The 11,528-nt window shown below is 47.9% G+C and carries 11 protein-coding genes and 16 tRNA genes; 22 read left to right on the top strand and 5 right to left on the bottom strand.

Going from position 1 to position 11,528, the window contains the following annotated elements; translation table 11 throughout:
- Positions 1-32 precede the first annotated feature (32 nt).
- From ACSR9A_RS27530 to ACSR9A_RS27435, 20 genes are all read left to right on the top strand, one after another.
- Positions 33-108: transfer RNA gene (locus ACSR9A_RS27530), tRNA-Asn, on the top strand.
- 4 nt (positions 109-112) lie between these two features.
- Positions 113-203, top strand: a tRNA-Ser gene (locus tag ACSR9A_RS27525).
- A gap of 35 nt (positions 204-238) precedes the next feature.
- Positions 239-313 (top strand) — tRNA-Glu (locus ACSR9A_RS27520).
- Positions 314-384: 71 nt separating this feature from the next.
- Positions 385-460 (top strand) — tRNA-Val (locus tag ACSR9A_RS27515).
- Positions 461-477: 17 nt separating this feature from the next.
- Positions 478-554 (top strand) — tRNA-Met (locus ACSR9A_RS27510).
- Positions 555-589: 35 nt separating this feature from the next.
- Positions 590-666, top strand: a tRNA-Asp gene (locus ACSR9A_RS27505).
- A gap of 12 nt (positions 667-678) precedes the next feature.
- Positions 679-754: transfer RNA gene (locus tag ACSR9A_RS27500), tRNA-Phe, on the top strand.
- Between the two features lie 33 nt (positions 755-787).
- Positions 788-863, top strand: a tRNA-Thr gene (locus tag ACSR9A_RS27495).
- 5 nt (positions 864-868) lie between these two features.
- A tRNA-Tyr gene (locus tag ACSR9A_RS27490) sits at positions 869-952 on the top strand.
- 6 nt (positions 953-958) lie between these two features.
- Positions 959-1,032: transfer RNA gene (locus tag ACSR9A_RS27485), tRNA-Trp, on the top strand.
- A gap of 24 nt (positions 1,033-1,056) precedes the next feature.
- Positions 1,057-1,132 (top strand) — tRNA-His (locus tag ACSR9A_RS27480).
- 32 nt (positions 1,133-1,164) lie between these two features.
- A tRNA-Gln gene (locus ACSR9A_RS27475) sits at positions 1,165-1,239 on the top strand.
- A gap of 7 nt (positions 1,240-1,246) precedes the next feature.
- Positions 1,247-1,321: transfer RNA gene (locus tag ACSR9A_RS27470), tRNA-Gly, on the top strand.
- Positions 1,322-1,328: 7 nt separating this feature from the next.
- A tRNA-Cys gene (locus tag ACSR9A_RS27465) sits at positions 1,329-1,402 on the top strand.
- A 14-nt stretch (positions 1,403-1,416) separates the two neighbouring features.
- Positions 1,417-1,493 (top strand) — tRNA-Arg (locus ACSR9A_RS27460).
- A gap of 14 nt (positions 1,494-1,507) precedes the next feature.
- Positions 1,508-1,586, top strand: a tRNA-Leu gene (locus tag ACSR9A_RS27455).
- Between the two features lie 275 nt (positions 1,587-1,861).
- Entirely contained in the window at positions 1,862-2,164 is a 303-nt protein-coding gene (locus tag ACSR9A_RS27450; protein WP_473761248.1) for a phasin family protein, read from the top strand.
- 15 nt (positions 2,165-2,179) lie between these two features.
- Entirely contained in the window at positions 2,180-3,853 is a 1,674-nt protein-coding gene (locus ACSR9A_RS27445) for an ABC1 kinase family protein (protein WP_473761247.1), read from the top strand.
- A 147-nt stretch (positions 3,854-4,000) separates the two neighbouring features.
- Positions 4,001-4,678, top strand: coding sequence for a LexA family transcriptional regulator (locus ACSR9A_RS27440; protein ID WP_473761246.1), 678 nt, complete (start codon positions 4,001-4,003; stop codon positions 4,676-4,678).
- Positions 4,678-4,809 (top strand): hypothetical protein, encoded by a 132-nt coding sequence (locus ACSR9A_RS27435; RefSeq protein ID WP_473761244.1) that lies wholly within the window; start codon positions 4,678-4,680, stop codon positions 4,807-4,809. Before ACSR9A_RS27440 ends, ACSR9A_RS27435 begins: the two co-directional genes overlap by 1 nt.
- Before the next feature lie 108 nt (positions 4,810-4,917).
- Here the strand turns inward: ACSR9A_RS27435 and ACSR9A_RS27430 are convergent, their stop codons facing one another.
- The 4 genes from ACSR9A_RS27430 to ACSR9A_RS27415 all read right to left on the bottom strand — a co-directional run bounded on the left by ACSR9A_RS27430 (position 4,918) and on the right by ACSR9A_RS27415 (position 8,289).
- Positions 4,918-5,901: an aldo/keto reductase gene (locus ACSR9A_RS27430; RefSeq protein ID WP_473761242.1), complete on the bottom strand. Its 984-nt coding sequence runs from the start codon at positions 5,899-5,901 to the stop codon at positions 4,918-4,920.
- A 112-nt stretch (positions 5,902-6,013) separates the two neighbouring features.
- Positions 6,014-6,685, bottom strand: a complete 672-nt coding sequence (locus ACSR9A_RS27425) for a nitroreductase family protein (protein ID WP_473761240.1) — start codon at positions 6,683-6,685, stop codon at positions 6,014-6,016.
- Positions 6,686-6,768: 83 nt separating this feature from the next.
- On the bottom strand, positions 6,769-7,401 hold the full coding sequence (locus ACSR9A_RS27420; protein ID WP_341279263.1) for a hypothetical protein: 633 nt from the start codon (positions 7,399-7,401) through the stop codon (positions 6,769-6,771).
- Positions 7,402-7,455: 54 nt separating this feature from the next.
- On the bottom strand, positions 7,456-8,289 hold the full coding sequence (locus tag ACSR9A_RS27415; RefSeq protein ID WP_473761238.1) for a helix-turn-helix domain-containing protein: 834 nt from the start codon (positions 8,287-8,289) through the stop codon (positions 7,456-7,458).
- 293 nt (positions 8,290-8,582) lie between these two features.
- Here ACSR9A_RS27415 and ACSR9A_RS27410 point away from each other — a divergent pair, with 293 nt between their 5' ends.
- Positions 8,583-9,392, top strand: a complete 810-nt coding sequence (locus ACSR9A_RS27410) for a phytanoyl-CoA dioxygenase family protein (protein ID WP_473761236.1) — start codon at positions 8,583-8,585, stop codon at positions 9,390-9,392.
- The gene (locus tag ACSR9A_RS27405) at positions 9,370-10,230 is read left to right on the top strand and encodes a sugar phosphate isomerase/epimerase family protein (protein ID WP_473761274.1); all 861 of its coding nucleotides are present in this window, start codon (positions 9,370-9,372) and stop codon (positions 10,228-10,230) included. The genes ACSR9A_RS27410 and ACSR9A_RS27405 overlap by 23 nt, the downstream gene beginning before the upstream one ends.
- Positions 10,231-10,679: 449 nt before the next feature.
- Here the strand turns inward: ACSR9A_RS27405 and ACSR9A_RS27400 are convergent, their stop codons facing one another.
- Positions 10,680-11,345: a transcriptional regulator gene (locus ACSR9A_RS27400; RefSeq protein ID WP_473761234.1), complete on the bottom strand. Its 666-nt coding sequence runs from the start codon at positions 11,343-11,345 to the stop codon at positions 10,680-10,682.
- Between the last annotated feature and the right edge of the window lie 183 nt (positions 11,346-11,528).

Genomic DNA, 11,528 nt, shown 5'->3' with positions numbered 1-11,528 from the left:
GGTAGCAATACCTTGTATGTTACGCTTTATATTCCCTGATAGCTCAGTTGGTAGAGCACTCGACTGTTAATCGAGTTGTCACAGGTTCGAGTCCTGTTCGGGGAGCCATTATAGAGAGGTGTCCGAGTGGTCGAAGGAGCACGATTGGAAATCGTGTAGGCTCTAACCGGGTCTCGAGGGTTCGAATCCCTTCCTCTCTGCCATACTTACTTAAAGTATGCTGGTTGAATTTTAAGATGGCCCGTTGGTCAAGTGGTTAAGACACCTCCCTTTCACGGAGGTAACAGGGGTTCGAGTCCCCTACGGGTCACCAAAAAAACTTTTAAAAAGCACTTGCAAAACGATTGAAAAAGTGTTATGATATAAAAGTCGCTTAAACAACATGGAGGCTTAGCTCAGCTGGGAGAGCATCTGCCTTACAAGCAGAGGGTCGGGGGTTCGATCCCCTCAGCCTCCACCATATTGCTTTTACGATGACGCGGGGTGGAGCAGCCCGGTAGCTCGTCGGGCTCATAACCCGAAGGCCGCAGGTTCAAATCCTGCCCCCGCAACCAAACTTTACCTTCGGAATGATCCGAGAATATGATGTGGAGCTGTGGTGTAGAGGCCTAACATGCCTGCCTGTCACGCAGGAGACCGCGAGTTCGAATCTCGTCAGCTCCGCCATTTAAAACATCTGGCTCGGTAGCTCAGTCGGTAGAGCAGAGGACTGAAAATCCTCGTGTCGGCGGTTCGATTCCGTCCCGAGCCACCATTAAGATGATAGTTAAATGAAAGAATGTACCATGCCGTTGTAGCTCAACTGGTAGAGCAACTGACTTGTAATCAGTAGGTTGGGGGTTCAAGTCCTCTCGACGGCACCACTTATGGAGGATTAGCGAAGTGGCTAAACGCGGCAGACTGTAAATCTGTTCCTTCGGGTTCGGTGGTTCGAATCCATCATCCTCCACCAGTTTTTAGGGGCATAGTTTAAGGGTAGAACAACGGTCTCCAAAACCGTTGGTGTGGGTTCAATTCCTGCTGCCCCTGCCAATCAAAACAGAACAATATAATATGGCGGTCGTGGCGAAGTGGTTAACGCATCGGTTTGTGGATCCGACATTCGGGGGTTCAATTCCCCTCGATCGCCCCATTATTGTTCAAATTAAAAAAATACTTAATTGTTGGGGATTAGCCAAGCGGTAAGGCAACGGACTTTGACTCCGTCATTCTCAGGTTCGATCCCTGAATCCCCAGCCATTCTTTTGCGGACGTGGCTCAGTGGTAGAGCATCGCCTTGCCAAGGCGAGGGTCGCGAGTTCGAATCTCGTCGTCCGCTCCATCTTTATGGCGCCATAGCCAAGTGGTAAGGCAGAGCTCTGCAAAAGCTCTACCCCCAGTTCGAGTCTGGGTGGCGCCTCCACAATTTCATAGTATGTGCCCTTAGCTCAGCTGGATAGAGCGTTTGACTACGAATCAAAAGGCCAGGAGTTCGAATCTCTTAGGGCACGCCATTATTCTTTAAAGCGCCGGCGTGGCGGAATGGCAGACGCGCGCGACTCAAAATCGTGAGGGAAACCGTGGAGGTTCGAGTCCTCTCGCCGGCATATAAGCAAGTTGTTGAAACGCTGATCACATATAATGTGATCAGCGTTTTTCGTTTTGAAATTAGAAGGAAACAGTTTGATTTGTTAACCATTTGACGGTTTATTATTTTAGTGGTAATCTGTAGACACAAAAAGCCAAAAAACTTGTTTGGCAATGTTTTCACTATAAGTGGTCAAAACATTTAGGCTAGTGAAGCAGGTTGCCTATTAATTTGTATAGTTTTTTGGTTTTTTGTGTATTTTATAACCTATAAAAGCAAAGGAGCTGTTTGAAGATGAAAGATACAATAAGCAAAGCTATGTCACTGGCAATGGGGATCGCTGTTACCGGCAAGGAGCAGGTGGAAAAAACGATTGATGAATTGGTGCAGAAAGGGCAGGTTAGTAAAGAAGAATCCAAAACCTTAACCGATACACTTGTTCAAAAAGGGGAAGAGCTGCGTGAGCAGATTGAAGCCATGGCGCAGGAACGAGTAAGAGCTATTTTAAGTGAAGGGAAAATAGCTACCCGCGAGGATATCGAGCGACTTGAAAAACGGCTGGATGCACTTGAGCAGAAAGAGCAAAGCGCGGATTGACAGGGGGCTACACGATTGCAGCACGGAAAACGGATTAGGCAGTTACAGCGTTATCGAACAATTGTTACTGCGATAGCACGAAACGGGCTGGGATATGTATCAGATGGTATCGGAGCCAGGGATAGATTGAGGTTTATACGCAAACCGGAGCAAGAAGAGATTCAAACTAGAAGCGTCGGCGAACGCATTCGGACATTGCTGGAGGAATTAGGTCCAACCTTTGTTAAACTGGGACAAATTGCAAGCACGCGTCCAGATTTAATTCCGGCAAATATTTTGGTTGAATTAGAACGTTTGCAGGACCATGTGCCTCCATTCCCATATGAGGAAGTAACTCAAATTATTGAAGCAGAGCTTGGTGATACGATTGAAAATTTATTTCTGAACTTTTCCATTACACCGATTGCAGCGGCCTCCATTGGCCAAGTTCATCGGGCTACGCTGCGGGATGGAGCAGAGGTTGTCGTTAAGGTTCAGCGTCCTGGCATTCAAAAGCTGGTTGAAACGGATTTGAATATATTAGCGGATGTGGCTAAATTGGGTGAAGGGGCTTTTGAGTTTGCCCAGCACTATCGTCTAATTGAGATTGTTGAGGAACTGAGCAAAGCGTTCCGTCAGGAAATGGACTATACAATGGAAGCGCATAGTGCAGAGAAATTTATTGCCTATAGTAAGAAGCTGCCGTATATTTTTGTACCTTCGGTACATTGGGAATATAGTACGAAGCGTGTAATGACGACAGACTATGTAAACGGAGTGAAGCTTTCTGACAGGCAGCAGCTTAAACGAATGGGACTAGACAATAAACAGCTTGCGGAGCGGCTGGCAACGGCGATTTTTCATCAGGTTCTAGTTGATGGCTTCTTCCATGGGGATCCGCATCCCGGCAATGTCATGGCGCTTCCTGACGGCCGACTGGCGCTAATTGATTTTGGAATGGTAGGGCGGTTATCTCCCGGTACGAAAAAGCATTTTGCATCGCTTGTAATCGCCCTGCGCAATCAAAGCTCTAAGGGTGTCATTCGAGCCATTTCGTATATGGGAGTTATTCCGGATGAGGTGGATCAGAGCAAATTATATGCTGATGTGGATGAAATGAGGGAGAAGTATTATCAGGTGCCGCTCAATCAGATAAGCCTTGGAACAGCTATTGGAGATTTATTTATGGTTGCCAACCGACATCATATTCAGATTCCATCGGAATTAACGCTGCTCGGCAAATCCTTGCTTACGATGGAAGGGGTGGCGGTTGCGCTCGATCCGGAAATTAAAATTTTTGATATTGCTGAGCCATTCGGTAAAAAGCTATTTGTAGAGCAGTTGGACCCAAGGGAGATATGGAGAGGGCTGCTCGAAGAAGCACCAGATTATTTCAAGCTGATCAGCGACATTCCGGTCACTTTGAAGCAGCTTTCTCTCGTCGTACGGAAGGGTAAACTGCGGATGGAAGTGGAATCACCTCAGCTTGACACGCTCATGAAAAAAATGGATCGGATCAGCAACCAGCTGTCATTCAGTATTGTCTTGCTTGCGCTTAGTTTAGTGATGGTTGGCTTAATTGTGGGTGCTGCCTTAAACCACTCCCAAACGCTGTTTTGGGGACTGCCTGTTATAGAAATTGGCTTTGGTGTTACCTTGGCTATGTTTATTTGGCTGATCTATGCGATTATCCGCTCTGGGCGTTTCTGACAACAGGATGACCCGAATAACGGCAAGCTGTTGCCTTGGAACGCTTGTTGACGGAACTATGAGGGGATGTTAACATTAAGCCGCAAACCAGCCAAAGCTAGACAGACATGATGCAAACAGCTGCTGGCTGAAAATAGGGGTGGATTTATGGGGCTTACGAAACGCCGATTACAATTTCTGGACCAGCTGATGGAATTGTATCAACGCACTTCATTACCGATACATTATGAGACGTTAGCGAAAGCTTTAGGCGTAAGCAAATGGACAGCCTATGACATGCTGAAGGAAATAGAGAAGCTGGGTTTTGTATCGCGCAGCTACGAGGTTAATGATAAAGAAACAGGAAGGTCACAGGTTGTGTTTGCGCCAACAGTCAAGGCGGCGGAGCTTTTTCGCCAGGAGCGTTCTGACTTGGTTAATCCTGGAGACTGGGAGGCAACTGCAAGTTCGATTAAGCAATTGCTCAGTGGCAAGAACCATATGAACATCAATGAGCTGCTTAGAAAAATATTGGATGGCATTCCTAGCAAAGCGACCCATATTGAATTTTGCGGCTACATCATTGGGCTGCTGCTAGCCTATTTGAAGAAGCTTGGAGGCAAGTCGGAGAGTGTCATTTACCTGCTTGTTAATAAAACGCCGAATGACCATTCCGGGCTGCTCGTATTTGTTGGAACGGTTCTAGGTACGGTCATCCAAACCGTTCAAGAGGAGCTAGGCAAAGAGATTACGGAGCTGGTATCGGAGTTCGTAAATATGATCCAGAATCTTTCTAATAAAGAACAAAAGTTATTGTCCGAGTTCGTCAAGGAGGCACTGGCTTAATGCAAGCAGCTTCATCATGGATCGAGAGCTACGGTGACGATATTTCGCTAGAGATTATCGGTTATCGGCTTGCAGCTCTTATCCCTGTAGCTCAGAAATGCCGCCTGATGCGGAGCAAGATGGCATGTTAGAGTGCCATACTGCCCGTATCAGGCGGCATTTGCTGGGCTATTTTTGCATAGAAGGTGACTCGGGCTATAAAAAGTATGGAGCAGCTAAGACCATGCTCTAAACAGACGTTAGCTTAGACCGCCCATAACGGGATGGGGAACGTAAGGCTCCTCCAAAGCGGCGATTTCCTCGGCTGTTAGTTTAACATCCAAGGCGGCTACAGCATCCGTCAAATGATGGGGCTTCGTTGCACCGACGATTGGCGCGGTAATCGAGTCTTTTTGCAGCACCCAGGCAAGCGCGACCTGCGCTCTAGGGATTTCACGTTTTTCAGCGATATCAGCTACTTTAAGGGCAATTTTCCGATCGGCTTCCGCCATTTGGGCATATAAGGTTTTACCGAACTCATCTGTCTTTGAGCGTTCGCTTTCTTGCTCCCAATCCCGGGTCAGGCGGCCGCGGGCAAGCGGACTCCAAGGAATGACACCGATGCCGTCCGCTTTGCAGAGGGGCAGCATCTCCCGTTCTTCTTCGCGGTAAAGCAGGTTTACATAGTTTTGCATCGAGACGAAGCGGGTCCAGCCGTTCCGCTCCGCAGCCTGCTGCATTTTCATAAACTGCCAGGCATACATGGAGGACGCACCGATATAGCGGGCTTTTCCGGCTTTTACAACGTCGTGGAGCGCTTCCATCGTTTCTTCAATCGGCGTACCATTGTCAAAGCGATGAATTTGATACAAATCAATGTAGTCAGTGCCGAGCCGCTGCAAGCTGTGATCAACCTCCGCCATAATCGCTTTACGCGAGAGGCCTGCACCATTAGCGCCGGGGCGCATGCGGCCGTGAACCTTGGTTGCGATGACGACGTCGTCGCGGCTCGCGAAATCTTTTAACGCCCGGCCGACGATTTCTTCGCTTGTCCCATCAGAATAAACGTTTGCCGTATCAAAAAAATTAAAACCGAGCTCAAGCGCCTGCTTAATAAAAGTCCTGCTCGCATCCTCGCCTAGCGACCATGGATGCGTTCCACGTTCAGGAGCCCCATAGGTCATGCAGCCAAGCCCAAGCCGGGATACTTCCAGGCCTGTTCGTCCAAGTTTAGTAAATTCCATGTTCCATTTAGCTCCTCTCGGATTAGGAAATCGTTTCATTTGAAAAAAGACCATTTTCCAAAGGAGGCATAGCTAGGCAGCTCCAGTGGAAAACGGTCTTATGTTGGTTCGTTTAGAAATGATTCCAGAACGTAACGTCATTAACATCCAGACGGGTAGTCGGATGACCAGCCTCTGAAGCTTTGCCAAGGGCAATCAGCATGACATTCGTATAGTTTTCAGGCACATTCATCAGCTCACGGAATTGCGCTACATTGTAACCAGCCATTGGAACGGTATCGAAGCCTTTGGCACGCGCAGCCAGCATCAGCTGCATCGACACAAGTCCGCCGTCAACGAGCACAGAGGAGAGCAGGCGTTCAGCAGGAGCACTCGCGTAGAAGCCCGTCATATTCGTTCTGAGCTTATCTGCTGCTTCGCGGGTCATATAACCAGCTTCAATCGATTTTTCATAAATGCGCTCGGCATGTTTATAAAACTCCAAATCGGCCATAACGGCAATGACAGCAGACGAAGTCACAACCTGCTCTTGGTTAAAAGCAATAGGAAGCAGCTTTTGCTTCGTTTCCTGATCGGTAATGACTAGAAAACGCCAAGGCTGAAGATTGCTTCCGGACGGCGCAAGAACCGCATCAGCGATAATAGCTTGAATTTCTTCCTGCGTCATTTTAAAAGTTGGATCATATTTGCGAACCGAACGGCGTTCGCGGATAACCGTGCTGAATGAACTTTCGGAATTAGACAAAAATGACACTCCTCTTTGCAGATCAAATGCGTTCAGCATTCGGCAAACCATGCCAAAAAAGAACGATGAACTGTACTATTTTTATGTACAGTATAATTGTCGGCAGAGCCGATTGTCAATTGTTATTCCAAACCGTTCTCTGCACGGATTTTGTACAGGCCATGAACGAGCGGATCTGCTGGATCGCGATTCATTAAATGAAGCGTGAGCAAGTAGGCGAAAGGCATCGCACATACATTGTTGCCTTCCGTAATTGCAGGGAATCCGGCTTCTATAACCGGCCCAATTTGCTCATTCATGTCCAAATCTACATAAACCTGCTCAGGACTAAATTCTTCCCGAACCGACTTAGCGCAATGCGGCACGATATATTCATCGATGAGCTTCTTGGCTTCGTCTTCGGACTGTGGAGGTGTCTGAAGCGGCTTGCTGACACCGCTGTCAATCATATCGATATAGAAGGAAGCGAGCCATTGGCTTGCCCTCTCAGCATCCTTATGCTTCTCAAGCAGTTCATTAATAAAGAAGCCGCAAGCATACTCCTTATCGCTATCCGCCTCTTTCAAGCGGTAGGCAAACAGCGGCCCGTAGTTGGGATTGTTAGTAATCTGTCCCTCAACCTGATAGGCTTCAAACTCGGCTTGAAGCATTTGGAGCGTGTGAGTATATACCGCCAAAATAATTTGTTTCGCTTCTTGTTCTTGTGGGTTCTCGCTTTGTTGTTCCTCTTCGCTTACTTCGTTTTCCGTGGTCATAGTTGACCTCCTTCCCTGTTCCTATTTTACCATCTCTGTCCGTTTTGTTTCCACTTATTGTTGTGCCAAACCATCAGCCGTTTGTTTCCAGCTGCGGTAAGAGCGGGGGGAAAGGCCATAAACCTTGCTAAATTGCACTGCAAAGTGGTTATAGTTTTGATAACCTACGTCAAAAGCGATTTCAGAAGCGCTTCGTTTCGTATGCTCCAGCAGCAGGGCAGCTTGGCGAATACGCATCCGGTTGTGCATATCAATGATGGAATACCCCGTTGAAGCCTTGAATAGATGGGATAATCTAGATGGAGAAAGCCCGATCGTATGAGCCAGCTCCCCAATAGAAAGCGGCTGAGTCATGTGAACGGCGAGCAAATGCATCGCTTCTTCAATGCGGGCATCCGCTTTGCTGTTAATCTGCTGGGCAAGCAGCAGCAAAATTTCGCGCAGCGAGTTTTCACACAACGATTCACTATACAGGCTGCTCGCCAGCGAGTCGGTCAATATCCGTCGAAAAGCCCGATAAATTCGTTTGCCTGCTGAGGGCTGACGAATCGATTGCGAGATCAGATCAGAGTTGGGGAGTAGTCCAGTTTCAGCCATTACATCGGGAAAATGAACCCAGACAAACTGCCACGTTTTGCCCGCCATCGTGCCATATTCATGCATGCAGCCTGGCCGAATAAGCGTCAGCTCACCCGGCAAGCAGCGCTTGTGTGAATCGCCGCTCTGAGCGTAGCCTTCACCCTGCAGCGTATAAATCATTAGCCAGTCGCTTCTGCCGTGTGGCCGCAATGTATGGTAATGATCATTTACTGTAAAATGGCCAGCAAAAATAACGGACTGCTCGGCAGAGGCCTTGCCCTGGCGATTGTCCAAATCGTTTCGTTTCATGGCAGCGCCACCCTTCTCATGACGGACTTGCAGAATACAATTAGTTTACCTTATTACTGTCGTCTTGGCTATTGCTCTGAAAAGCAGCTGTTTGAGCGTGTATGAACCGGAAAAAGAAGGAATTCTTACACGCTATTATTTTTTATATAGCAGTATTGATGTAGTTTTCAGTATGATTGTTCATTCCTTCCCAAAGGGGGTTCGCACTATACTTGATTTATCAAGCCACACAAATTAAATCTTAAATATCAGGCACGACAAAGTGCCGCTATATGAAAAAGGAGCGAAAAAATATGACATCTGGTGCCCTAACTTTAACAGCTGAACAAATGGAGCAGTATCGTCGCGACGGATATGTAATCGTTAAAAATTTATTCAGCGAGCAAGATCTCGCCGAAATCGATTCGACCTTTGAAGGGATTAGCCAGCAGGTTATTCCCGGTTATTTTGAGCCTGATTTGAGCGCGGAGATGAACGATCCGCTCAAGCGTTATCCTCGGGTCATGCATCCTCATCGTATCAATGAAACGGCGAAGCGTTACATGCTGCACGAGCCTGTGCTCAATGTGCTGAGAGATTTATATGAAGAGGAGCCGATTGCCGCGCAAAGCATGTTTTACTACAAGCCACCGGGCTCGCGGGGGCAGGCGCTGCATCAGGACAATTTTTATTTGAAGGTGGAGCCGGGCAATTGTATTGCAGCATGGACTGCCATTGATGCGGCCGATGAGGAAAATGGCGGGATGCTGGTTGTGCCAAAGACGCATGATTATGAGCTGTCCTGTCCGGAGGAGGCGGATGTGACGGAGTCGTTTACGAAGCATTTCGTCAAGCCACCGAAAGACAATAAGCCGGTTCCGGCGCGGATGGAGCGGGGAGATACGTTGTTTTTTAACGGCAATCTCATTCATGGCTCTTACCGCAACAAAACGAAGGATCGATTCCGGCGCGCCTTTATCTGCCATTATGCCAATGAATCTGCGACGCATATTAGCCATTTTTACCACCCGCTGTTTCGTGCAGACGGCAGTGTCATAGAACTTGAGAACAATCCAGACGGGGGGCCATGCGGCATTGAATATGAAGCCAATTACCCGCATTGACCGTAAGCTCAGCGTTCATATGTCCTGGTGGGGCATGGAGCAGGTGCCTGATTTTGCTGCCGATTCGACAGCGGAGAAAATAAAGCGAATAGCGGGCGCTGGATTCGATGGTATTAATGGCTTTATTCCAGAGCCGGAGCATGAAGCGGAGTGGAAGGAACAGCTGGCGCAGCATCAGCTTGAGCTGAGTGTCAATGCGTATCCTGCAAGCGCAGCGGATATGGCAGCCTTTTTGGAAAAAGCGGTACGCTTCGGCGGCATTCTTTTCATTAATGCACAGGTTATGACGCCATTCGTAACAGGAACAGAAGCCGAGAGCTTGCTTGGAGCAATTAAGGAGCTGTCCCGCCAAGCGGGCATTCCGGTTTATGTCGAGACTCATCGGGGAACGATTACGCAGGATTTAATACGGACTGCCCGCTATGTGCGAAATTTGGAGCAGCTGGATCTGACGATCGATTTTTCTCATTATGTGCTGGCTGGAGAAATGCGGAGTATTCGGCCTGAGGCTGAGGAGCTGCTCCAGCAGCTGCTCGTGCATACGAGCAGTATTCATGCCCGCGTATCAAACGGGGAGCAAATTCAGATTGGTATGGAGCATGAAGAGGCGAAGACGATGCTGTCGCATTTTGAACGCTGGTGGCGCAAGGGAATGGAGCATTGGCTCCTGCGTTCGCAGCCAGGGGACAGCTTTCCATTCGTCTGCGAGCTGGGGCCACCGCCTTATGCGATGACCCGCGTTACAGGTGAAGGAGCAACGGTTGAGCTGAGCGACCGCTGGCGTGAATCGCTGCTGTTTGCCGAGCGGGCACGTAGGTTGTGGAATTGTTTAGATTGAGTCGATGGTGCAGCGTGTAGAGGCAGCATTGGAGTGAAGAAGCGTCGGTACAAGTAGAGATACTTGCTGTACTGACGCTTTTTGTATGCTTTTTTTGGGGATTCCCTGAATGGATAGATAGGTTTCCAAAAGCAGATTTTCGCTTCGGCGATGCGCAGCTGCGTAATATACTCAAGGGGTAGATCCATTTTTGTTTTGGTTAATGTTCCGCTTTCAATAAAATGTGTCACTCTGAAATATGTTCGAGGAGGACTGTAGAGGCGCTATTTCAGCGATTTTGTTCATTTGGGCGCGTAAGCGGACAGGAAAGCCGTTATTGCCTGAATAATCAAATCAATACAGGTATTTTGCATCTATTAACGTCATCTGAGTCCGCAGGCACCCTAATAAACCGTTGATTGTAACAATTAACGCCTCCTGAGTCCGCCAAGTTAGGATGATATTGCTTCCTAGTTATTTTGTAATTCATATCGAAGTCTATAGGTACGGGCGCGCAGTTGCCCGCTCGCTATTTCTATTATTTGAAGCTCAACTAGTTCATGCAATATACGTCTGGCATGTCGGTCACTTACTCTAAGATGGCTGCTGAGTTCCATGGGGCATATTGGACGCAAAAGGCGGCGAGCAAACCGAACGGTTTCGGCTTCAAGCCAGGATAATGAGGAAGATACGTCAGATGTAATAAATTTTCCGATAAAAGCTAGAACGAGCTGCTGGCACTGCTTTGGCTCGTCGACGATTGAAGGATAGGCAATGGGGAGAAATGTCCATCCATCTAGTAACAATAAGCAATGGCGTCGACATAAATCCTTAAAGCGCCTTACATCAAGATCTCTGGCATGAGGGCCATACCCTTGGATTTCTATCCCGCCCTTTGCTCCGCCAGGAGGCATATAGGCAAGATTCAAATAACGGTAGCCATTACTGAAATCACGCACCTCCCACTCAGGCAGCAGGTGGTTAAAATGACCGACGGCGGGAAACCACACGGACCTAAGGAATTCTTCCGTTCCATGGTCGAGTCCTTTATGAAGGAGCTCCAGTCTGCGAGGATTCTTTTCATTAATAAGATTGTTCTGCATCCATTCATGATATTGCTGCTCAAAGCGTGACATTGTGCTTCTCCTCCTTCTGCAATTGATTAGATTTCTCCACTTGTAACCCATAACGCCGCATTAAAAACAAAAGCCGCTTCCGCACATTGACACCCTAATTACTCGATCAGGATGTTCAATATGTGGAAGCGGCGTGTTCTTCACGACCTTTATGCTGTTATTATAGCTTGTATATTTCAAATG

Source organism: Paenibacillus sp. R-74696 (assembly GCF_055814915.1).
Note: the sequence above shows the minus strand (reverse complement) of the source record. Positions and strands in the feature narration are given on the sequence as shown.

Coding starts and splice junctions, on each gene's coding strand:
- ACSR9A_RS27415 (WP_473761238.1), bottom strand. CDS start 8,289: ATGAAACGAAACGATTTGGACAATCGCCAGGGCAAGGCCTCTGCCGAG.
- ACSR9A_RS27410 (WP_473761236.1), top strand. CDS start 8,583: ATGACATCTGGTGCCCTAACTTTAACAGCTGAACAAATGGAGCAGTAT.
- ACSR9A_RS27425 (WP_473761240.1), bottom strand. CDS start 6,685: ATGCTGAACGCATTTGATCTGCAAAGAGGAGTGTCATTTTTGTCTAAT.
- ACSR9A_RS27405 (WP_473761274.1), top strand. CDS start 9,370: ATGAAGCCAATTACCCGCATTGACCGTAAGCTCAGCGTTCATATGTCC.
- ACSR9A_RS27430 (WP_473761242.1), bottom strand. CDS start 5,901: ATGGAATTTACTAAACTTGGACGAACAGGCCTGGAAGTATCCCGGCTT.
- ACSR9A_RS27400 (WP_473761234.1), bottom strand. CDS start 11,345: ATGTCACGCTTTGAGCAGCAATATCATGAATGGATGCAGAACAATCTT.
- ACSR9A_RS27450 (WP_473761248.1), top strand. CDS start 1,862: ATGAAAGATACAATAAGCAAAGCTATGTCACTGGCAATGGGGATCGCT.
- ACSR9A_RS27440 (WP_473761246.1), top strand. CDS start 4,001: ATGGGGCTTACGAAACGCCGATTACAATTTCTGGACCAGCTGATGGAA.
- ACSR9A_RS27420 (WP_341279263.1), bottom strand. CDS start 7,401: ATGACCACGGAAAACGAAGTAAGCGAAGAGGAACAACAAAGCGAGAAC.
- ACSR9A_RS27435 (WP_473761244.1), top strand. CDS start 4,678: ATGCAAGCAGCTTCATCATGGATCGAGAGCTACGGTGACGATATTTCG.